The organism is Streptomyces sp. NBC_01166, from assembly GCF_045039765.1.
Classification (GTDB): Bacteria; Actinomycetota; Actinomycetes; order Streptomycetales; family Streptomycetaceae; genus Streptomyces.
In genome coordinates this window covers 1,928,312-1,949,884 of record NZ_CP108613.1, presented here as the reverse complement: position 1 = coordinate 1,949,884, position 21,573 = coordinate 1,928,312, and the positions used below count along the sequence as shown (strand labels likewise).

At 72.0% G+C, this 21,573-nt stretch carries 22 protein-coding genes; 19 read left to right on the top strand and 3 right to left on the bottom strand.

From position 1 onward, the window contains the following. Positions 1 to 53: 53 nt before the first annotated feature. From OG379_RS08995 to OG379_RS08930, 14 genes are all read left to right on the top strand, one after another. On the top strand, positions 54 to 1,727 hold the full coding sequence (locus tag OG379_RS08995) for a CTP synthase (protein ID WP_405661023.1): 1,674 nt from the start codon (positions 54 to 56) through the stop codon (positions 1,725 to 1,727). Positions 1,728 to 1,804: 77 nt separating this feature from the next. Further along, positions 1,805 to 2,431, top strand: coding sequence for an NUDIX hydrolase (locus OG379_RS08990; RefSeq protein ID WP_104790117.1), 627 nt, complete (start codon positions 1,805 to 1,807; stop codon positions 2,429 to 2,431). A gap of 197 nt (positions 2,432 to 2,628) precedes the next feature. Further along, complete coding sequence (locus tag OG379_RS08985; RefSeq protein WP_405661021.1) at positions 2,629 to 4,701, top strand: tetratricopeptide repeat protein; 2,073 nt, start codon at positions 2,629 to 2,631, stop codon at positions 4,699 to 4,701. Between the two features lie 143 nt (positions 4,702 to 4,844). Next, complete coding sequence (gene ald / locus OG379_RS08980; protein WP_405668453.1) at positions 4,845 to 5,960, top strand: alanine dehydrogenase; 1,116 nt, start codon at positions 4,845 to 4,847, stop codon at positions 5,958 to 5,960. A 358-nt stretch (positions 5,961 to 6,318) separates the two neighbouring features. Continuing rightward, the gene (locus OG379_RS08975; RefSeq protein ID WP_393757873.1) at positions 6,319 to 7,437 is read left to right on the top strand and encodes a ParA family protein; all 1,119 of its coding nucleotides are present in this window, start codon (positions 6,319 to 6,321) and stop codon (positions 7,435 to 7,437) included. Beyond that, positions 7,422 to 8,030: a hypothetical protein gene (locus tag OG379_RS08970; protein WP_405661018.1), complete on the top strand. Its 609-nt coding sequence runs from the start codon at positions 7,422 to 7,424 to the stop codon at positions 8,028 to 8,030. The genes OG379_RS08975 and OG379_RS08970 overlap by 16 nt, the downstream gene beginning before the upstream one ends. 101 nt (positions 8,031 to 8,131) lie before the next feature. After that, the gene (locus tag OG379_RS08965; RefSeq protein ID WP_405661016.1) at positions 8,132 to 9,220 is read left to right on the top strand and encodes a segregation and condensation protein A; all 1,089 of its coding nucleotides are present in this window, start codon (positions 8,132 to 8,134) and stop codon (positions 9,218 to 9,220) included. After that, positions 9,217 to 9,867, top strand: a complete 651-nt coding sequence (gene scpB / locus OG379_RS08960; RefSeq protein WP_393757879.1) for an SMC-Scp complex subunit ScpB — start codon at positions 9,217 to 9,219, stop codon at positions 9,865 to 9,867. The genes OG379_RS08965 and scpB overlap by 4 nt, the downstream gene beginning before the upstream one ends. Beyond that, a complete protein-coding gene (locus OG379_RS08955) occupies positions 9,867 to 11,033 on the top strand; it encodes a pseudouridine synthase (RefSeq protein WP_393757881.1) in 1,167 nt (388 codons plus the stop codon). Before scpB ends, OG379_RS08955 begins: the two co-directional genes overlap by 1 nt. Before the next feature lie 127 nt (positions 11,034 to 11,160). Further along, positions 11,161 to 11,814 carry a nicotinamide riboside transporter PnuC gene (gene pnuC, locus OG379_RS08950; RefSeq protein WP_393757883.1) on the top strand — a complete coding sequence of 218 codons (654 nt, stop codon included), beginning with the start codon at positions 11,161 to 11,163 and terminating at the stop codon, positions 11,812 to 11,814. After that, positions 11,811 to 12,890 carry an AAA family ATPase gene (locus tag OG379_RS08945; RefSeq protein ID WP_405661012.1) on the top strand — a complete coding sequence of 360 codons (1,080 nt, stop codon included), beginning with the start codon at positions 11,811 to 11,813 and terminating at the stop codon, positions 12,888 to 12,890. Before pnuC ends, OG379_RS08945 begins: the two co-directional genes overlap by 4 nt. Then, a complete protein-coding gene (locus OG379_RS08940) occupies positions 12,887 to 13,630 on the top strand; it encodes an NUDIX hydrolase (protein WP_405661009.1) in 744 nt (247 codons plus the stop codon). Before OG379_RS08945 ends, OG379_RS08940 begins: the two co-directional genes overlap by 4 nt. Further along, positions 13,627 to 14,649, top strand: a complete 1,023-nt coding sequence (locus tag OG379_RS08935) for an ADP-ribosylglycohydrolase family protein (RefSeq protein WP_405661006.1) — start codon at positions 13,627 to 13,629, stop codon at positions 14,647 to 14,649. Before OG379_RS08940 ends, OG379_RS08935 begins: the two co-directional genes overlap by 4 nt. Positions 14,650 to 14,652: 3 nt before the next feature. Then, positions 14,653 to 15,444 (top strand): DNA polymerase beta superfamily protein, encoded by a 792-nt coding sequence (locus OG379_RS08930; RefSeq protein WP_405661004.1) that lies wholly within the window; start codon positions 14,653 to 14,655, stop codon positions 15,442 to 15,444. A gap of 19 nt (positions 15,445 to 15,463) precedes the next feature. Here OG379_RS08930 and OG379_RS08925 read toward each other — a convergent pair whose 3' ends face one another. Beyond that, positions 15,464 to 16,030 (bottom strand): helix-turn-helix domain-containing protein, encoded by a 567-nt coding sequence (locus OG379_RS08925; protein WP_104790128.1) that lies wholly within the window; start codon positions 16,028 to 16,030, stop codon positions 15,464 to 15,466. 47 nt (positions 16,031 to 16,077) lie between these two features. Between OG379_RS08925 and OG379_RS08920 the strand changes: the two genes are divergently transcribed. Beyond that, positions 16,078 to 16,980, top strand: coding sequence for a class I SAM-dependent methyltransferase (locus OG379_RS08920; RefSeq protein ID WP_405661002.1), 903 nt, complete (start codon positions 16,078 to 16,080; stop codon positions 16,978 to 16,980). Between the two features lie 14 nt (positions 16,981 to 16,994). On the opposite strand, the gene OG379_RS08915 is transcribed toward OG379_RS08920, so the two are convergent. Beyond that, entirely contained in the window at positions 16,995 to 17,723 is a 729-nt protein-coding gene (locus OG379_RS08915) for a DNA polymerase beta superfamily protein (RefSeq protein WP_405668451.1), read from the bottom strand. A gap of 216 nt (positions 17,724 to 17,939) precedes the next feature. Further along, positions 17,940 to 18,338 (bottom strand): Rieske (2Fe-2S) protein, encoded by a 399-nt coding sequence (locus OG379_RS08910; RefSeq protein WP_393757895.1) that lies wholly within the window; start codon positions 18,336 to 18,338, stop codon positions 17,940 to 17,942. Positions 18,339 to 18,553: 215 nt separating this feature from the next. On the opposite strand from OG379_RS08910, the gene aroH reads away from it, so the two are divergent. From aroH to OG379_RS08890, 4 genes are all read left to right on the top strand, one after another. Then, the gene (gene aroH / locus OG379_RS08905; RefSeq protein WP_104790132.1) at positions 18,554 to 18,916 is read left to right on the top strand and encodes a chorismate mutase; all 363 of its coding nucleotides are present in this window, start codon (positions 18,554 to 18,556) and stop codon (positions 18,914 to 18,916) included. Then, positions 18,913 to 19,998, top strand: a complete 1,086-nt coding sequence (locus OG379_RS08900; RefSeq protein ID WP_393757898.1) for a prephenate dehydrogenase — start codon at positions 18,913 to 18,915, stop codon at positions 19,996 to 19,998. Before aroH ends, OG379_RS08900 begins: the two co-directional genes overlap by 4 nt. A 145-nt stretch (positions 19,999 to 20,143) precedes the next feature. Next, positions 20,144 to 20,860: a (d)CMP kinase gene (cmk, locus tag OG379_RS08895; RefSeq protein WP_356716239.1), complete on the top strand. Its 717-nt coding sequence runs from the start codon at positions 20,144 to 20,146 to the stop codon at positions 20,858 to 20,860. After that, entirely contained in the window at positions 20,857 to 21,525 is a 669-nt protein-coding gene (locus tag OG379_RS08890; protein WP_393757900.1) for a lysophospholipid acyltransferase family protein, read from the top strand. Before cmk ends, OG379_RS08890 begins: the two co-directional genes overlap by 4 nt. Positions 21,526 to 21,573 lie beyond the last annotated feature (48 nt).

Genomic DNA, 21,573 nt, shown 5'->3' with positions numbered 1-21,573 from the left:
ACGGCATGCCGGCACGCACCTCACGATCGCGACCACGGGAGCCCCCTTTGGCTATGCAGCCCACATCCACGACGACCAAGCACATCTTCGTCACCGGGGGTGTCGCCTCCTCCCTCGGCAAGGGTCTGACTGCCTCCAGCCTGGGTGCCCTGCTCAAGGCACGTGGCCTGCGGGTCACCATGCAGAAGCTCGACCCCTACCTCAACGTCGACCCCGGCACGATGAACCCCTTCCAGCACGGTGAGGTGTTCGTCACCAACGACGGCGCCGAGACCGACCTGGACATCGGCCACTACGAGCGCTTCCTCGACGTCGACCTCGACGGCTCGGCCAACGTCACGACCGGCCAGGTCTACAACACCGTGATCGCCAAGGAGCGGCGCGGCGAGTACCTCGGTGACACCGTCCAGGTCATCCCGCACATCACCAACGAGATCAAGCACCGCATCCGCCGCATGGCGACCGACGACGTGGACGTCGTCATCACCGAGGTCGGCGGCACGGTCGGCGACATCGAGTCGCTTCCCTTCCTGGAGACGGTCCGCCAGGTCCGCCACGAGGTCGGCCGCGACAACGTCTTCGTCGTGCACATCTCGCTGCTGCCCTACATCGGCCCGTCCGGCGAGCTGAAGACCAAGCCCACCCAGCACTCCGTCGCCGCCCTGCGCAACATCGGTATCCAGCCGGACGCCATCGTGCTGCGCGCCGACCGCGACGTCCCGACCGCCATCAAGCGCAAGATCTCGCTGATGTGCGATGTCGACGAGACCGCCGTGGTGGCCTGCAAGGACGCCCGGTCGATCTACGACATCCCCAAGGTGCTGCACACGGAGGGCCTGGACGCCTACGTCGTCCGCAAGCTCGACCTGCCGTTCCGGGACGTCGACTGGACCACCTGGGACGACCTGCTGGACCGTGTCCACAACCCGGACCACGAGGTCACCGTCGCCCTGGTCGGCAAGTACATCGACCTGCCCGACGCCTACCTCTCGGTCACCGAGGCCATCCGGGCCGGCGGCTTCGCGAACAAGGCCCGCGTCAAGGTCAAGTGGGTCGCCTCCGACGACTGCAAGACCCCGGCCGGCGCCCAGAAGCAGCTCGGCGACGTCGACGCCGTCTGCATCCCCGGCGGCTTCGGCGAGCGCGGTGTGGTCGGCAAGGTCGGCGCCATCCAGTACGCCCGCGAGAACAAGGTGCCGCTGCTCGGCCTCTGCCTCGGCCTCCAGTGCATCGTGATCGAGGCCGCGCGGAACCTCGCCGGGATCACCGACGCCAACTCCACCGAGTTCGACGCGGCCACGGCCCACCCCGTCATCTCGACGATGGAGGAGCAGCTCGCGTACGTCGAGGGCGCGGGCGACCTGGGCGGCACCATGCGGCTCGGCATGTACCCGGCGAAGCTCGCCGAGGGCTCCCTGGTCCGCGAGGCCTACGCCGACGAGCCGTACGTCGAGGAGCGCCACCGCCACCGTTACGAGGTCAACAACGGCTACCGCGCGGAGCTGGAGAAGAAGGCCGGACTGGTCTTCTCCGGCACCTCCCCGGACAACAAGCTCGTCGAGTACGTCGAGTACCCGCGTGAGACGCACCCCTACCTGGTCGCCACCCAGGCGCACCCGGAGCTGCGCTCCCGCCCCACCCGCCCCCACCCGCTCTTCGCCGGCCTGGTGAAGGCAGCCGTGGAGCGCAAGGTCGCGGCAGCGCAGGCGCCCGGCGCCGAGGCGTAAGGCGATACGGTTGACCGGGGTACGGATCCCTCACGGGATGCGTACCCCGGTTTCTGTTTGTTCGTGGGAGGACGTACATGGGTTTCCAGGACACGCCCGAGGAATGGCAGGTCACCGCGACGGTGACGCCCTTCACCGGTAACAAGACCAGCGTCCGTACCGACGACGTCGTGATGCCCGACGGGAGCGTCCACAGCCGCGACTACCAGGTCCACCCCGGGTCGGTGGCCGTCCTCGCGCTCGACGCTGACGGCCGGGTGCTCGTCCTGCGGCAGTACCGGCACCCGGTGCGCCACAAGCTGTGGGAGATCCCGGCGGGGCTGCTCGACATCCCCGGCGAGAACCCGCTGCACGCCGCGCAGCGCGAGCTCTACGAGGAGGCGCACGTCAAGGCCGAGGACTGGCGGGTGCTGACCGACGTCTACACCACGCCGGGCGGCTGCGACGAAGCCGTGCGCATCTTCCTCGCCCGGGACCTCTCCGAGGCCGAGGGCGAGCGCTTCGAGGTCTCCGAGGAGGAGGCCGACATGGAGCAGGCGCGGGTGCCTCTCGAGGAGCTCGTACGGGGTGTGCTGGGCGGCGATCTGCACAACAACTGCCTGGTCGTGGGCGTCCTGTCGCTCACCGCGGTGCTCGCGGGCGACGGTGTGGACTCGCTGCGCCCTGCCGAGGCGCCCTGGCCCGCCCGCCCGTTCGAGGCCTGACCCGGTCCGGTCGGTCCGCCCTCCCGAGGGCGGACCGATGCCGGGCAGATCATGGGCCGATCGTACGAAACGCTGATCCGATCGAGGGACGTGTCCGCCGCGCTCGGCCGTGATCGCCCGCACCACTGAACTACGCTCGAAAGGCCCCGACCGGACTTCCGGCGGGCAACCGCGTGCAGCGAAGTGGAGCGTGGCCCGTGACCGATCAGGCGGTGGACACCAGCGGCCCGGCCGGAGTGGCGGGGACGGCGGGAACCAGAGAGCCGCCGGAAGTGACTCCGTCTCAGTTCTTCGGCCGGGCGCGCGAGTTGAAAGCCCTTCAGGAGGACATCGAGCGCGCGGGCCTGGACACCCTGGCGGGCCGCAAAGCCGCCCGCGCACGGGTCCTCCTGATCGCCGGCAGGCCCGGATCCGGACGCACCGCACTGGCCGCCGAGCTCGCCCGCCGGCTGTCGGAACCCGGTGACTACCCCGACGGCGTGTTCCGTGTCCCGCTCACCGAACCCGGGGGCGAGCGCGTCCCCACGGAGCGCACCGCACGCGCACTCCTGGACCTGCTCGCCGTGGCCGCCCCGCCCGGAGCGGACGAGGACGAGCTCTCCGGGATGGTCCGCGAGGCCTTCGCCGCGCGCCGCGCCCTGATCCTGCTCGACGACGCCGTCGACGCCGAACAGGTCGAACCGCTGCTGCCGGACAACCCCGACTGTCTGGTCGTCGCCACCGCGACCGGCCCCCTCACGGGCATCCCGGACGTCCGCCCCTGCACCATCGGCGGGCTGGACGCCGGCTCCGCGGTGCAGCTGCTCGCCCGCGCCATCGGGCAGGTCCGCATCACCGTCGACCCGCGGACCGCCGAGACGCTCGCGGAGGAGTGCGGCGGACAGCCCGCCGCCCTGACCCTGGTCGCAGGCTGGCTCGCGGCCCGGCCCGGCGCCTCGGTCGCCGATGTCGCCAAGCAGCTGCGCGACCAGCAGGACGGACCCGAACAGCCCGCCGGCGGCCGCCCGCTGGCCCGGGCCTTCCGGCTGGTCCACGAGTCGCTGCCGCCGGCCGCCGCCCGGATACTGCGGCTGCTCGCCCTCGCCCCCGCCGGGCTGGCCGACGCCCACACCGCCTCCGCCCTGGCCGGGTGCTCCGTCTCGGCCGCACAGACGACTCTGGACGACTTCGTCAGGTTCGGGCTGCTCGGGTCGAACGGTGCCGAGCAGCCCCAGTACGAGATGCCCGGCTGCCTCGCCCCGCTGGTCCGCGCCGTGCTGGAGGAGCGGGAGCGGCCCGCCGAGATCCAGCTCGCCCGGGCCAGGATGCTGGAGCGGACCGTGCGCCGGCTCCAGGCCTGCCGCGCGGTGACCGACCCCGAGGACTCCCCGGCCCGCCGCCGGCTCGCCGGACTGCCGCGCTCGCTGCGCTTCCCCGGTCCGGAGAACGCCGCCGAGTGGCTGAGGATCCGCGAGCCGGCGCTGCTCGCCTCCGCCCGTGCCGCGGTGCGCGACGGCGACCTGGACACGCTCGCCCGCCGACTGGTGGCCGCCCTCGTCCGCGCCCTCGCCGTGCACCGGGGCACCGAGGACGCCGCCCCCGTGCTCTACGGGCTGCACGGCCTGGTCCTCGATGTGGCGGAGCGCCGTGACCTGCCCCGGGAGAAGGCCGCCGCCCTGCTCAACCTCGCCGACCTGGACGCCAGGACCGGGCGTACGCGGGAGGCGCTGGCCCGCTACCGGGCGGCGCTGGACGCCGGACGCGCGGCGAACGACCTCTACGCGACCGGCAGGGCGATGGAATCCGCAGGCGGCGCGTACGCCGAGCTCGGGGACTTCAACCGGGCCTCCGACTGGTACGGCCGGGCGCTCGCGCAGCGGCTCACACAGGGGGAGCGGGCCGAAGCGGCGCGGCTGTACGGCCGGCTCGGAGCGGTCCACACGTACGCCGGCCGGTACGGCGAGGCGCTGCGCGACTGGCGTGCCGCGGCGGCCGGCCACCGCAGGCTCGGGGACCTCCCGGCCCAGGCGCGTGCGCTCAGCGAGGCCGCCCGGGTGCAGGAGTACGCGGGCAGGCCCCAGGAGTCGCTGCACACCTGCCGGGAGGCGGTCGACCTGGCGCGCAGGGCGGGCGACACGCGTCTCCAGGCCGCGTTGGAGCTCAGGCTGGCGGACACCCTGGACCGGCTCGGGGACCCGGCGGCGGCCAGGCTGCACCGGGCGGCGGCCGACAGATTGCTTGGTGACGAGGGCTCCGCCTGCGAAATCCGTAGTACTTCGAACAAAACTTAATGCTTTGTAAGGCTGGACAGCGGGAAGTCCTTCATTAATGATGGCTCTGCCGCAGATCTCTGCGGTGTCCCCCTTTATGCTTGGTTCATGCGGGTATGTCCCGCTATGCCCAGCCAGCCTCCGAGTCAAGGACCGTGATCGACGTGAAGGTCGGCATCCCCCGCGAAGTCAAGAACAACGAGTTCCGGGTGGCGATCACCCCTGCCGGAGTGCATGAGCTCGTACGCCACGGCCACCAGGTCCTCGTCGAGCAGCACGCCGGCGAGGGATCCTCCATCCCGGACGAGGAGTACGTCGCCGCCGGTGCGCAGATCCTGCCCACCGCCGACGAGGTCTGGGCCGCCGCCGACCTGCTGCTCAAGGTGAAGGAGCCGGTCGCCGAGGAGTACCACCGCCTCCGCAAGGGCCAGACGCTCTTCACGTACCTGCACCTCGCCGCCTCCCGCGCGTGCACGGACGCCCTGCTGGAGTCGGGCACGACCGCCATCGCGTACGAGACCGTCGAGACCGCGACCCGCGCGCTGCCGCTGCTCGCCCCGATGTCCGAGGTCGCCGGCCGCCTCGCCCCGCAGGTCGGCGCGTACCACCTGATGCGCTCGGTCGGCGGGCGTGGCGTGCTCCCCGGCGGGGTCCCCGGCACGGGGTCGGCCAGGGCCGTCGTCATCGGCGGCGGGGTCTCCGGCTGGAACGCCACGCAGATCGCCGTCGGGCTCGGCTTCCACGTCACGCTGCTCGACAAGGACATCAACAAGCTGCGCGAGGCGGACAAGGTCTTCGGCACGAAGGTGCGGACGGTCGTCTCCAACGCCCTCGAGCTCGAGAAGGCGGTCGTCGAGGCCGACCTCGTCGTGGGCGCGGTGCTGATCCCGGGTGCGAAGGCGCCGAAGCTGGTCACCAACGAGCTCGTCGCGAAGATGAAGCCCGGAAGTGTTCTTGTCGACATTGCGATCGACCAGGGAGGCTGCTTCGAGGACTCGTATCCGACGACGCACGCCGAGCCGACCTTCACGGTCCACAACTCGGTCTTCTACTGCGTCGCGAACATGCCCGGCGCCGTGCCGAACACCTCCACGTACGCCCTCACGAACGCCACGCTGCCCTACATCCTGGAGCTCGCGAACCGGGGCTGGGCCGACGCCCTGCGTCGCGACGCCGCACTGGCCAAGGGTCTCAACACCCATGACGGCCAGGTGGTTTACCGTGAGGTGGCCGAGGCGCACGGCCTCGACCACGTCGAACTGAGCACGCTTCTCGGCTGAGCGGTCAACCCTCCCCGTCAACCTCACACGTCCGGCCGGACCTTGCCCAGCAAGGTCCGGCCGGACGCATGAGAGGGTCCGGATCAACTCGCCTGAGACGTAACCCTCTACCCGTTTTGCACCCCCGCGAAAGGTGCGCCCCGGGCGCTCCGTGCTCTTGACAGAGGGGTGTTCGATTGCCGACACATAGGGCCGGGTCCGGCGGATTGTGTTGCTGCGAACCGGTGACACGCCATAGAGTCGCCAATCGTCGGCATGGTGCCACGCTGACCTATCGATAAGTTTCCTGGTCACATCCAAGGAGGTAAGACGACTTGTGAATGAGTCGACAATTACTCCCGGGGGTGGTCAACCAGGGATGCCTGCACGGGGTCTGAGCCCGATCGGGCTCGAAGCTGTCGGCTCCGTCGCTGTCCGCACCTTCGCCACCCACCAGCACATGACGACAGCCCCCCAGATGATGGACGGCCTACACGTGAACGCCATGGCCGGCAACGAAAGTGGCCGAGAGACCTCCCACTTCGCCGACTTCGCCGAGGTGCCCGAGGGGCACTTCTACGACCCTGATGCCGAATACGAGCCCGATCCGGAGTACGCGGCCACCCTCGCGCCCGACGCCGCCCGCCAGCGCCGCGAGCGGATCGGCCCGACCGGCCGGCCGTTGCCGTACTTCCCGATTCCAGGTCCCCTGACGGACCACGGCCCCGCGAAGATCATCGCGATGTGCAACCAGAAGGGCGGCGTGGGCAAGACCACGTCGACCATCAACCTGGGTGCCGCGCTGGCCGAGTACGGCCGCCGCGTCCTTCTCGTCGACTTCGACCCGCAGGGAGCCCTGTCCGTCGGCCTCGGGGTCAACCCGATGGAGCTCGACCTCACCGTCTACAACCTGCTCATGGAGCGGGGCATGGCGGCCGACGACGTGCTGCTGAAGACGGCCGTGCCCAACATGGACCTGCTCCCCAGCAACATCGACCTCTCGGCGGCCGAGGTGCAGCTGGTGAGCGAGGTGGCCCGCGAGTCGACGCTGCAGCGCGCCCTCAAGCCGCTGATGGCCGACTACGACTACATCGTGATCGACTGCCAGCCCTCGCTCGGCCTGCTCACCGTGAACGCCCTGACGGCGGCTCACAAGGTGATAGTCCCGCTCGAGTGCGAGTTCTTCGCGCTGCGCGGTGTGGCGCTGCTCACCGAGACCATCGAGAAGGTCCAGGAGAGGCTCAACCCCGAGCTGGAGCTGGACGGCATCCTGGCCACGATGTACGACTCCCGCACGGTGCACAGCCGTGAGGTGCTCGCGCGTGTCGTCGAGGCCTTCGACGAGCACGTCTACCACACCGTCATCGGACGTACGGTGCGCTTCCCGGAGACCACGGTCGCCGGTGAGCCCATCACCACGTACGCGTCGAACTCGGTCGGTGCCGCCGCTTACCGCCAGCTCGCCAGGGAGGTGCTCGCCCGGTGTCACGCCGAGTGAGTCTGCCGGGGGCCGACGAGCTGTTCCGTACCACCGGGGGCATGGGTCTCCAGGGCTCGTCCCCCGCCGAGCGGCGGCGCAAGGCGAACGGCGAGGCGCGGGTTCCCGCACCGGCCGGAGGAAGCGATTCGGCACCGTCGGACACCGGCCCGGGCGGCACTCCGGGAAGCGGCGACACGCCCGCCGGGGCCTCCCAGGAGGAGCACTCCGCGGCGGACGCCGACGGCGGCGGCTCCCGCAGCCGTGCCGACGGGGACGACCGGGGCCAGGCCGCCCCGCCCCGGGCCCGCACCGCGCCCGGTCAGGAACAGACCGGGACGTCCGCCACCGTCCAGCCGCAACGCGGACGCGGGGGCGGACGGGGAGCCAACCGGCGGCCCAGTGGCCGTGAGCGCCACGACGAGAAGATCACCGTCTATGTGTCGGCCGAGGAACTGATGGACCTCGAGCACGCGCGCCTCGTGCTGCGCGGCGAACACGGACTGGCCGTGGACCGCGGGCGCATCGTCCGGGAAGCGGTCGCGGTGGTGCTGGCCGACCTGGAGTCGCGCGGCGACGCGAGCATCCTCGTACGGAGGCTGCGGGGCCGCTGACCGGCGCGGCGCCGGTAGCCTGCCGGGGGAGGGCCACCGTACGGACGGCCCCGCCCCGGGGCCCACCGCCCGCCTCCCGCCGCACCCCTGGACCCCAGCACATGCCGACTGCCGACGACACGCCCCGCCCGACCCGCCGTGCCCTCGGCCGCGGGCCGGGGATACGGCCCGCGGAGGCACCTGCGGCCCCGGAGGCTCCTCCCGGGCCGGTGACGGCCGTGGAGGCGCCTACGGCCCCGCCGGCCGCTGACAGGCCCGTGGAGAGCCCTCCGGAGGCGGTTCCGGTGGCCGCCGTGCCCGCCGCGGCCGAAGCCGTGCCCACGGCGGGCGAAGCCGTGCCCACGGCGGGCGAATCCGGGGACGCGGCCGGCGGGGGCGTCGACGACCGGCGGTTCACCGTGCGGCTGGTCAACTTCGAGGGCCCCTTCGATCTGCTCCTCCAGCTGATCTCCAAGCACAAGCTGGATGTGACCGAGGTCGCCCTGTCGAAGGTCACCGACGAGTTCATGGCACACATCCGGGCCATGGGAACGGACTGGGACCTCGACCAGACCACCGAATTCCTCGTCGTCGCCGCGACCCTGCTCGACCTGAAGGCCGCCCGGCTGCTCCCCACCGCCGAGGTGGAGGACGAGGCCGACCTGGCCCTCCTGGAGGCACGGGACCTGCTCTTCGCGCGGCTGCTGCAGTACCGCGCGTACAAGAGGATCGCGGAGATCTTCAGCGACCGGCTGGAGTCCGAGTCCCGCCGCTACCCCCGCACGGTGGGGCTCGAACCCCAGCACGCGGAGCTGCTGCCCGAGGTCGTGATCAGCATCGGCCCGGAGGGGTTCGCGCGGCTCGCGGTGAAGGCGATGCAGCCCAGACCCAAGCCGCAGGTGTACGTCGACCACATCCACGCCCCGCTGGTCAGCGTGCGCGAACAGGCGGAGATCGTGGTCGCGCGGCTGCGCGCGGAGGGCGAGATCAGCTTCCGGGAGCTCACCGAGGACGCGGAGGACACCCTCACGGTCGTCGCCCGCTTCCTGGCCCTCCTGGAGCTCTACCGGGAGAAGGCCGTCGCGCTCGACCAGGAGGAGGCGCTCGGTGACCTCCTGGTGCGCTGGGCCGGGGGCGAGGGGACCGAACCGGTGGTCACGGACGAGTTCGACCAAGAGGCGCGCGAGCCACAGGAGGACGTACAGGCATGAGCACAGACGACGAGGGGCGCGACGCCCTGGTTGCCGGGCTCGACCTCAAGCCCGCGCTGGAGGCGGTCCTCATGGTCGTCGACGAGCCCGCCACCGAGGAACACCTCGCCAAGGTCCTCCAGCGGCCCCGCAGGGCCGTCGCGGACGCCCTGCGGGAGCTGGCCGACGAGTACACCGTCCAGCGCCGCGGATTCGACCTGAGGCTCGTCGCCGGGGGCTGGCGCTTCTACACCCGTCCGGAGTACGCGGAAGCGGTCGAGGGCTTCGTCCTGGACGGCCAGCACGCCCGGCTCACCCAGGCCGCGCTGGAGACGCTCGCCGTGGTCGCGTACCGTCAGCCGGTCAGCCGGTCGAGGGTCTCGGCGGTACGCGGAGTGAACTGCGACGGCGTCATGCGGACCCTGCTCCAGAGGGGTCTCGTCGGGGAGGCGGGCGCGGAACCCGAAACAGGTGCGATCCTGTACAGGACGACGAACTACTTTCTGGAGCGCATGGGCCTGCGAGGCCTGGACGAGCTCCCGGAGCTCGCGCCCTTCCTCCCGGAGGCGGACGCGATCGAGGCTGAGACGCTAGAGGGTGTGCCGTCGTTCGATCCGGACGCACCGGACACCCCGGAAACTCACGCAGACGACAAGACGGAATTTTGATGCGAAGCAGTGGCAGCAACAACGGCAGCGGCAGCAGGAGCGGCGGCGGCTCCCGGAGCGGCGGCGGCAGGAGCGGTGCCGGAAGGAACGCCAACACCAGCGGCAGCGGCAGGAACAGCAACCCGAACCCCCGGGTCTCCGGCTCAGGGCGCGACGACAAGCAGGAGCAGCGCCCCCGCCGGCCCCGCCCCGAGGAGCGCCGCTACGACGTGGGCTCCGACAAGCCGGGCGGCGACGGCGGCCCCCGCAAGGGCCGCGGCGCCGCGGCCCGCGGCGGCGCCAAGGGCGGACCGAAGCCCGCGCAGAACGTGAGCAAGGGCGGCCGGCGCCAGGGTGCGCCCGCCCGCCCCCGTGAGCTCGACGCCAAGATCGAGCAGCGCAACCGCGACCGTTACGCGGAGAAGCCCGAGATCAGGACGCCGAAGACGCACCCCGGAGCCGAGCAGGAGGGGGAGCGTCTGCAGAAGATCCTCGCCCGGGCCGGCATGGGCTCGCGCCGGGCGTGCGAGGAGCTGATCGAGCAGGCCCGTGTCGAGGTCAACGGCGAGATCGTCCTGGAGCAGGGCAAGCGCGTCGACCCGCAGAAGGACGAGATCAAGGTCGACGGCCTGACCGTCGCGACCCAGTCGTACCTCTTCTTCGCGCTGAACAAGCCCGCCGGCGTCGTCTCCACCATGGGCGACCCGGACGGCCGCCAGAACCTCGGGGACTACGTGAACAACCGCGAGACGCGGCTGTTCCACGTCGGACGGCTCGACACCGAGACCGAGGGCATCATCCTGCTCACCAACCACGGCGAGCTGGCCCACCGTCTGACGCACCCCAGGTACGGCGTGAAGAAGACCTACCTGGCCGCCATCCAGGGGCCGCTCCCGCGCGACCTCGGCAAGCGGCTCAAGGACGGCATCCAGCTGGAGGACGGCTACGCCCGCGCCGACCACTTCCGGGTCGTCGAGAACACCGGCAAGAACTACCTGGTCGAGGTCACGCTCCACGAGGGCCGCAAGCACATCGTCCGCCGGATGCTGGCCGAGGCCGGCTTCCCCGTCGAGCGTCTCGTGCGCACGTCCTTCGGGCCGATCCCGCTGGGCGACCAGAAGTCGGGCTGGCTGCGCCGCCTGACCAACACCGAAGTCGGCATGCTGATGCGCGAGGTCGGTCTGTAACCCGACCCCGCACCGAACGGCCCGCGGCCGGTTCCTCGTTCACTTTTTCGAACGGGACCGGCCGCGGGCCTTTTGCGACCGGCGTTTCTTCTTTATAGTCAGAGTGACCATAAAAGAGGAGGGCGGCGTGACGCTCGCGGACATACTCGATCCTTTGCAGCAGCCCCTGGTGACGGTCCTGGACACCCCGGTCAGCTGGACCGAGGTGCTGGGCTTCGGCAGCGGCGCGCTGTGCGTCTGGCTCGTGGCCCGCCAGCATCTCGCCAACTGGCCGATCGGCATCGCCAACAACCTGTTCTTCATCCTGCTGTTCGCCCAGTCCGGTCTGTACGCCGACGCCGGCCTGCAGATCGTCTTCATCTCCCTCGCCGCGTACGGCTGGTGGACCTGGACCCACGGGGGTGGACCAGGGACATCCGTCCTGCCGGTGCGGAGCACCACCCGCACCGAGTGGACCTGGCTGTTCGCGGCGGGGGCGGCGGGGACCCTCGGCCTCACCCTGCTGCTGTCCCGGGCCACGGACTCGACCGTGCCGTTCTGGGACGCCCTGACCACCTCCCTGTCGCTCATGGCGACGTACGGGCAGTGCCGCAAGCGGGTCGAGTCCTGGTGGCTGTGGATCGCCGCGGACGTCGTCTACATCCCGCTGTACGCGTACAAGGAGCTCTACCTCACCTCCCTGCTGTACGTCGGATTCCTCACGCTCTGCCTCATCGGGCTGCGCAGCTGGAGCCGGGACCTGACAGCCGGCCGGCGTGAGGACACGGTGGTGCCCGTATGAAGCGCCACGGGCACGGACTGGTCCTGGGCAAGTTCTATCCGCCGCACGCCGGCCACCACCACCTCGTCCGCACCGCACGGGACCGTTGCGAGCGGCTCACCGTCCTGGTCTGCGCCGCCTCGGTCGAATCCGTACCGCTCGCCGACCGGGTCGCCTGGATGCGTGAGGCGCACCCCGACGTCCGGGTGGTGGGAACCGTCGACGACATCCCCATGGACGTCACCGACCCGGCGGTCTGGGACGCCCACATGGAGGTGTTCACCGGCGCGGTTCCCGAACGGGTCGACGCCGTCTTCACCTCCGAGGCGTACGGCGGGGAACTGGCCCGCCGCTTCGGCGCGGAATCCGTCCTCGTCGACCCCGGCCGCACCCTCTTCCCCGTCTCGGGCACCGCGGTCCGCGCCGACCCCGTCGGCTGCTGGGACTACCTGGAGCCGCCCGTGCGGGCCGCGCTCGCGCGCCGGGTCGTCGTCCTCGGCGCCGAGTCCACCGGCACCACCACCCTGGCCCTGGCACTCGCCGATCACTACCGCCGGCGCGGCGGTGCGTGGGCGGGGACGCGGTACGTCGCCGAGTACGGGCGGGAGTTCAGCGAGGCCAAGCTCGCCGCCCTGCGCGAGCGGTGGCCGGACGCCCGGTGGGAGGACGTCTCCTTCACCACGGACGACTTCCCCCTCATCGCCGAGACGCAGAACGCCAGGGAGGACGCCGCCGCGCGTGCGGGGTCACCGGTGCTCATCTGCGACACCGACTCCTTCGCCACCACCGTCTGGCACGAGCGCTACATCGGCGGACGCAACCCGCTCGTCGAGAAGACCGCCGACCGGGTCGCCCACCACCTCTGGCTGCTCACCGATCACGAGGGTGTCGCGTTCGAGGACGACGGACTGCGCGACGGCGAGGAGCTGCGGCCCTGGATGACCGACCGCTTCCGTGCCGAACTCACCCGTACCGGAAGGCCGTTCATCGAGATCACCGGGGACCGCGGCGAACGCCTCGAAGCGGCGGTCGCCGCCGTGGACGAGCTACTCGCCACCGGCTGGCACTTCACCGCACCCCTGCCGGAGCGGCGATGAGCACCGCACCCGGGGGGTACGACCCCCGCGCCTTCTTCCCGTTCGCCGTCACCGTCGACCTCGCCGTCTTCACGGTCCGCGAAGCACGGCTCCATGTACTGCTCGTCGAGCGCGGCGAGGCCCCCTACAAGGGCCGGTGGGCGCTGCCCGGCGGCTTCGTCCTGCCCCGGGAATCCGCCGAGGAGGCCGCCCGCCGCGAGCTCGCCGAGGAGACCGGCCTCACGAAGAAGTCCGTGTGCGCCTTCCACCTCGAACAGCTGCGCACCTACAGCGATCCGGACCGCGACCCCAGGATGCGGGTCGTCTCCGTCGCGTACGCCGCACTCGTGCCCGACCTCCCCGAACCGCGGGGTGGCGGGGACGCCGCACACGCCCAGTGGTGGGACGCGGGAACCACCGGGCCGCTCGCCTTCGACCACGACCGCATCCTGGCCGACGCGCACGACCGGATCGGCGCCAGGCTCGAATACTCCTGCCTGGCCACCGCGTTCTGCCCCGCCGAGTTCACCCTCGGGGAGCTCCAGGGGGTCTACGAGACCGTCTGGGGCGTCGAGCTCGACCGGCCCAACTTCCGGCGCAAGGTCCTCACCACGCCCGGCTTCGTCCAGGCCGTGGACGGACCGCCGCGCCGCACCGGCGGACGGGGAAAACCGGCCGCTCTCTACCGGGCGGGTGCCGCTACCGCCCTGCACCCTCCACTGTTGCGCCCGGAAGGACGCCCTGAAGGACGGACATCATGATCCCGACACGGATTCTCACCAAGCAGGCGGCCACAGGCACGCTGACCGGGCTCGCGCTCGGCGACGCCCTGGGCTTCCCCACCGAGTTCAACGACGTTCCCGCGATCCTCGCGAAGTGCGGGCCCTGGCGCGAGATGCGGCTCCCGGAGCCCGCGTTCGTCACGGACGACACCCAGATGACCCTCGCCCTGGGACGCGGCATCCGGACCGCGATGGATCAGGGGCTGCTCACCCCGGAGCGGATGGTGGGCCCCGTCCGGCAGGAGTTCGTGCGCTGGAACCGCTCACCCGACAACAACCGCGCTCCCGGTCGTACCTGCCTGGAGGCGTGTGCGCTGCTGGAGGGCGACCGGATCTGGCAGGAGGCCAGCCGGACCGGATCCAAGGGCTGCGGCGCCAACATGCGCGTCGCGCCCGTCGGCCTTGTGCCCGGCCTCAGCGACGAACAGCGTGCCGGGGCCGCCCAGCTCCAGGCCGCCCTCACCCACGGCCACCCCACCGCCCTCGCCGCCTCCGACCTGACGGCCCGCGCGGTGTACCTCCTCGCCCAGGGGGCCGAACCGCTCGGCCTGGTGGGCCAGCTGCGCTCCTACGCGTACGAGAACCGGGGCCGCTACCTGAACCGGTGGCTCGGTGACCTGTGGCGGTACACCCACGACGCCTCGCCCGAGGCGTTCATCAGCCGGGGCTGGGACGAGTGCCTGGCCGTGCTGGGACATGTCCAGGACGCCCTGCGCCGGCCGTCGCCGGAGACCGACCCGTGCGAGCGGACCGGCGACGGCTGGATCGCCGAGGAGGCCCTCGCCACCGCCCTGCACTGCTTCCTGCTCTTCCCCGAGGACCCGTTGACCGCCCTGCGCCGCGCCGCCTGCACCCGGGGCGACTCCGACTCCATCGCCTGTCTCACGGGCGCGTTCGCCGGAGCGCACCTGGGGGCGGGAGCCTGGCCCAAGCAGTGGTCGGAACGCATCGAGTACCGCAGCGACCTGCTCTCGCTGGCCGCACTCTGGGACGCCTGACCGATGCACAGCGACACGACGCTCCTGCGACAGGCCGGGCTGCCGGTCACCGACCTGACCCCGGTACTCGGACGGGAGCCCTGCCCGCTCGTGTTCGCCACGGTCTCGGGCGCCCATCTGTACGGCTTTCCCTCGCGGGACTCGGACGTGGACCTGCGGGGGGTCCACGTCCTGCCCGCGGAGGATCTCGTAGGGCTCCGGACGCCGGAGGAGACTCGGTCACGGATGTGGGACCACGACGGGGTCGAGATGGACCTCGTCACCCATGATCTGCGCAAGTTCGTCAGGCTCATGCTGAAACCCAACGGCTACGTGCTCGAACAGCTGCTGTCCCCGCTGGTGGTGCACACCACGGCGCTCCACGCCGAACTCGTGGAGCTGGCACCGGCGGTGATGACCCGCAACCATGCCCACCACTACCGGGGCTTCGCAGGTACGCAGTGGCGGCTGTACGGGAGGACCGGAGAGCTGAAGCCGCTCCTCTACACGTTCCGCGCCCTGCTCACCGGCATCCATCTGATGCGCACCGGCACCCTGGTGGCGCATCTGCCGGCCCTGCTGGGCGAGGTGGCCGCGCCCGCCTACCTGCCCGCGCTGATCGAGGCGAAGGCCGAAGCCGAGCACGGGGCCGCGCACGTGGCCGACGGCCCGGCCGTCGCACAGGACGTCGAGGCCCTGAACGCGGTGCTCGACGAGGCGCAGACGGCGTCACGGCTCGCCGAGGCGCCCTCGGGCTTCGACGCCCTGCACGATCTCGTCGTCCGCGCGCGGCTGGGGGAGACGGTCCCGTCCTGACGACCCGGCGGCCGCCCTCTCACCCGCGTTCGCGCAGATGGGAGCGGCGGCCGTCCCGGTCGAAGATGCCGAGGACCTCGGCCGGGCCGCCGACGGCGCCCAGCGCGTGCGGGAGCATCGTGGTGAACTCCGCCGCCTGCCCCTGCTCCACCCGTAGCCGCCGTTCCCCCAGCAGCAGCAAGGCCGTGCCGGACAGCACCGTGAACCACTCCCGGCCGGGGTGCGCCTTGAGCGCCGAGGGGCCTTCGGCCGGGGGACCGGTCAGCCGTATCCGGGCCACGGTGACGCCGGGCTGGCCGCGCAGCGCCCACTGGGTCAGGCCTCGCGCCAGATCGAGGGTGGGGTTCGTGACCACGTCGTCGGCGTCCGTCTCGACGAGCTGGTCGAGGGAGGTGCCCAGCGCCCGGGCGATCACGGTGAGCTGGTCGAGCGCGATCCTCCGGTGGCCGGTCTCGATCCGGCTGAGTGTGGAAGGGCTGAGGTGGCAGCGGGCGGCGAGGTCGTCGAGCGACCAGCTGTGCGCGGCCCGCAGGGCCCGGATCCGTTTGCGTACGAGGCCGTCCAGACCACTTCCTTCTTGCGTCATGAGCAAGAGAGTATGCGCTGTGCGCAAATCTTCGTAGGCTCGGTCGCATGACATCCTCCGCTTCCCACCCGCACCGCCACGGCCCCGGCCACCACCACGAGCACGGCCATGGACAGGCGGACACCGGCCAGGACGACGCTCTCGCCGCCGTGCTCGATCTCGACGCCGAGATCTTCGCCCCGTACCTCACCGCGGTGACCAGTCGGGTCGCCGAGCTCGCCGGGGAGGGCGTTGGGCACGTCGTCGACCTGGGGTCGGGAACCGGGACCGGCACGTTCGCCCTGCTGGAACGCTTCCCCCACGCCCTTGTGACCGCCGTCGACAGCTCACCCGCCATGCTCGCCCGGCTGGTCGGGGCGGCCCGGGCGAAGGGCCTGGGCGACCGGGTGCGCACCCTGGAGACGGACGCGGGTGCCGGGCTCGCCGGCATCACGGACGCCGACCTCGTCTGGGCCTCGGCCTCCCTGCACCACGTGGACGACCCGGCCGCCGTCCTCGACGGGGTCCGGGCCGCGCTGCGTCCCGGCGGACTGGTGGCCGTCGCCGAGCTGGACGGGATGCCGCGTTTCCTCCCGGACGACGCCGTGGCCGGCCGCCTCGGCCTGGAGGCGCGGTGCCGCGAGGCGCTGGACGGCCTCCACGCCGAGCAGATGCCGCACCTGGGCGCCGACTGGGGAGCCATGCTGGCCGAGGCCGGCCTCCTGGTCGAGGACGAGCGCACGGAGCGGCTGGAACTGCGCGCCCCGCTGCCCGCAGGTGTCGGCCGGTACGCCCACGTCGTGCTCGACCGCATCCGTGGCGCCCTCGACGGCCGGGCCGACCCCGCGGACCTCGCCGCCCTCGGCGCCCTGGTCGACGGAGGCCCGGCGGACGTGCGCCACCGGGACGACCTCGTCGTCCGCTCGACACGCCGGCTCTGGGTCGCCCGCCGCCCGGCGGACTCCGCCTGAGGGGCGGCCGAGGGCTAGCCCTCGGCCGAGGCCCGCCGGGTCCGGACCAGGAAGGCCTCCACGCGTTCCCGGTCGGGCTCCGGCGGCAGCGGGGAGCGGGCGGCCGCCTCGTCGTTCTCCCCGGCCAGGCGCGTCATGCGGCGCTCCACCTCGGCCCACGGGACCTCGCCCCGCTTCACCGCCAGCAGATCCTCGCGCGCCTCCCCGACCTCGATCCGCAGCTCGCCCGTCCGCAGCAGGTCGCGGCAGGAGGCCAGCAGCCGCAGCAGATGCATGGCGTGCTTCCAGCGCGGAGCGCCGTGCGCACGGACATCGGCCTCCAGCTTCCGCCGCTGGCCCAGCGCGTAGCGTACGAACGTTCCGTGGGCCTGCCGGGACAGGAAGGCCCCGCGCAGGCCGAGGAGTTCGCGGCCCGTCGCGTCGACCCGCTCCACGAGCGGGGAGTGCAGGCACTCCAGCACATTGGGGTTCGCCCGCAGCGCCAGCTCGCAGAAGCGCTCCAGTTCCCAGGAGAACTGCTCGTCGGCCGGGCCCTCGACGTGGCTGGGGGGCTTCGTGAAGCCCCAGAACAGCGGAGTGGGTGCGAGGAAGACCCCACGCCGGTCCGTGTCGCTGCCGTCGGTGGCCAGCCCGAAGGCGCGGGAGCCCATCACACAGGAGTAGACGGTGTGCTCCCGGACGAGCCGCGCGCCGTCGGCGGGATCGGAGGCCGCGTCAGGCGACGTTCCTGCGGGCGTGCTGATGGGGTGCACCGTGACTTCTCCATGAGGACGGGCCCTTGCCGCTGCGGACGGACGAGGGCCGCGCGGGCCTGGCGGCCGATCCTACGTCCGGCGTCGGCGCAGGCGCGGGGCCCCGGCGCGCTCCGGCTACCCACCCCCGCCGCCGTGTGGTGCGAGTCACACGGCCGCCCTCGTCCGGTCCCCGCCCCGGGCCGGGCACTCGAAACGTCGCGCCCCCTACGCGAGCCGGATGCTGTCGCCCTCGACGGTGATCCGCTCGGCGGGCAGCGGGCGCGTCGCCGGGCCCTGCTCGACGGCTCCGTCCGTGATGCTGAACCGGCTGCCGTGGCAGGCGCAGTCGATGGTTCCGTCCGCGACCGAGGAGACGATGCAGCCCGCGTGCGTGCAGACCGCGGAGAAGGCCTTGAACCGGCCGGCCTCGGGCTGGGTCACCACGATCCTGCGGTCCTCGAAGATCGTGCCGCCGCCGGCCGGGATGTCCGAGGTCCTGGCCAGCTCGGCGTCCCCGGAGGCCGGCGGGGAGCTCTCCTCGCCCCCGTCACCACCGGACGAACCGCAGCCCGTCACCAGTGCGGCTGCTCCCGCCGTCAGGACCGTCCTTCGCCGTGCGTTCATGGCTCTCCTCGGGGTCGACCGGTGTGTGTCCGATGACGGCATCGTGTCCCCGCCCGGGGCCCCGGCCCCACGACCCGCCGATACGTGCGCCCGACCGGGTGCCGCGGGAGCGCCGGACACACCTCCGCGTCTCACGGACAGAGCACCGTGACCGGCGGCGTCGCCGCACCTCTAGGCTGAAAGGGCACGCAGCACGAGGCGACGAGGGGTACGACGTGGCGGTACGAGCAGTCCGTGGAGCCGTCCAGCTGGACCGGGACGAAGCCGGTCACATGGACGAGCGGGTGAGTGAACTCCTCACCGCGGTCCTGGAACGCAATCAGCTCGTCGCAGACGACCTGATCAGCGTCTGGTTCACCGCCACCCCCGATCTGCACAGCGATTTCCCGGCCGCCGCGGCCCGAGGCCTCGGTATCGTCGACGTACCGCTGATCTGCGCCCAGGAGCTCGACATCACCGGGGCCATGCCCCGCGTGGTGCGCATCATGGCCCACGTGGAGACGTATCTCTCCAAGTCCGAGATCAGCCACGTCTACCTCGGCGCCACCGGCGCCCTCCGCAAGGACATCGCCCAGTGAGAACCGCCCTCGTCATCGGAACCGGACTGGTCGGCACCTCCGCCGCCCTCGCCCTCGCGGGGCGCGGCGTCCAGGTGCACCTCGTCGACCGCGACCCCTCCTCGGCGCAGACCGCCGCCGCGCTCGGCGCCGGCACGGACGAGGCGCCCGAGGGCCGCGTGGACCTGGCGATCATCGCCGTGCCACCCGCCCACACCGCGTCCGTGCTGGCCACGGCCATGCGGGACGGGATCGCGCGCGCCTACCTCGACGTCGCCAGCGTCAAGGGCGGCCCGCGCCGTGAGCTGGAGGCGCTCGGCGTCGACCTCACGCCGTACATCGGCACGCACCCCATGGCCGGCAAGGAGCGCTCCGGGCCTCTCGCGGCGACCGCCGACCTCTTCGAGGGACGCCCCTGGGTCCTCACACCCACCCGGGAGACGGACACCGAGGTCCTCAACCTCGCCCTGGAACTGGTCGCGCTCTGCCGGGCCGTCCCGGTCGTCATGGACGCCGACGCCCACGACCGCGCCGTCGCCCTGGTCTCCCACACCCCGCAGCTGATCTCGTCGATGGTCGCCGCCCGGCTGGAGGAGGCCGACGAGACCGCCGTACGCCTGTGCGGCCAGGGGATCAGGGACGTCACCCGCATCGCGGCCTCCGACCCCCGGATGTGGGTGGAGATCCTCTCCGCCAACCCCGGCCCGGTCGCCGACGTGCTGGCGGGCGTCGCCACCGACCTGGACGAGACGGTGCGGGCGCTGCGGGGCCTCCAGTCCGCCGACGAGGACAAGCGCCGCACCGGCACCGAAGGCATCGAGGACGTCCTGCGGCGCGGCAACGCGGGCCGGGTCAGGGTCCCCGGCAAGCACGGGGCGGCCCCGGCCTCGTACGAGATCGTCGCCGTGCTCATCAGCGACCGGCCGGGCGAGCTGGCATCGATCTTCGCCGACGCGGGGCGGGCCGGCGTCAACATCGAGGACGTCCGCATCGAGCACGCCACCGGCCAGCAGGCCGGACTGGTCCAGCTGATGGTCGAGCCGAGCGCCGCACCCGCGCTGAGCGCGGCCCTCAGCGAACGGGGCTGGTCGATCCGCCCGTAAGGGCCTTCGTCCCGGAAGGCCGGGCGGGCCCGGGGACGGGCCCCGGAGACAGGGGGTGCAAAGGCGCTTCGCGCACTCGGTAACCTTGGGGGAGGGCGCCCCGGTCTGCCCTGCCCCGCTCCGCCCGTCCCCGTGTACCAGGAAGGTGTCCACCACCGTGGAAACCGTAAGCGCCGCCGCCCGGACCGCCCCGGCCGCAGTGATCGTCGCCATCGACGGCCCCTCCGGCACCGGCAAGTCGAGCACCTCCAAGGCCGTCGCCGCCCAGCTCGGTCTGAGCTACCTGGACACCGGCGCGCAGTACCGGGCGATCACGTGGTGGATGCTGAACAACGGCATCGACGTGCAGAACCCGGCCGAGATCGCCACGGCCGCCGCCAAGCCGGTCATCGTCTCCGGCACGGACCCGTCCGCCCCGACGATCACCGTCGACGGCGAGGACGCCTCGGGCCCCATCCGCACCCAGGAGGTCACCTCCAAGGTCAGCGCCGTCAGCGCCGTGCCCGAGGTACGCGCCCTGATCACCGAGCTGCAGCGCTCGATCGCCAAGGAGGCCGAGCGCGGCATCGTCGTCGAGGGCCGGGACATCGGCACCACCGTGCTGCCCGACGCCGACATCAAGATCTTCCTGACCGCCTCCCCGGAGGCGCGCGCCGCGCGCCGCAGCGGTGAGGTCAAGGGCTCCGACCTGGCCGCCACCCGGGAGGCGCTGATCAAGCGGGACGCCGCCGACTCGGGCCGCAAGACCTCGCCGCTGGCCAAGGCCGGTGACGCCGTCGAGGTGGACACCACCGACCTGACCCTCGGGCAGGTCATCGAGTGCGTCGTCACCCTCGTCGGGGAGAAGCAGGCCGCGAAGTGACCGAAGCCACCACCGCGCCGACGCTGCGCGGAGCGGCCGTCGGGCGCGGGATCGGCATCGGGCTCATGTACGGGCTCTTCAGGCCCCGTGTGCTCGGAGCATGGCGCGTCCCCACCACGGGACCCGTCATACTCGCGGTGAACCACGCGCACAATATCGACGGACCGATGCTGATGGGCACCGCGCCCCGGCCCGTCCACTTCCTGATCAAGAAAGAGGCGTTCGTCGGCCCCCTCGACCCGTTCCTCCGCGGAATCGGGCAGCTGAAGGTGGACCGTACGACCGTCGACCGCAACGCCATCACGCAGGCACTCGGCGTGCTGGACGACGGCGGGGTCCTCGGGATCTTCCCCGAGGGCACCAGGGGCGAGGGCGACTTCGCCTCCCTGCGCGCGGGGCTCGCGTACTTCGCGGTGCGCGGCGGGGCGCCGATCGTCCCCGTCGCGGTCCTGGGAAGCACGGAGCGCCGCGGACGGTTGATATCAGCACTGCCTCCGCTGCGAAGCAGGGTCGACGTCGTCTTCGGCGACGCCTTCCAGGCAGGTGACGGCAGCGGCCGGCGTACGAGGAAGGCGCTGGACGAGGCGACTCTCCGGATCCAGGGAGAGCTGACCGCGCACCTGGAGAACGCCAGGCGCCTCACCGGGCGCTCGGTCAAGACTTGAGTAGTGGGCCGCGCGAAAGCGGCCCATCGATGATGATGCAAAGAGGAA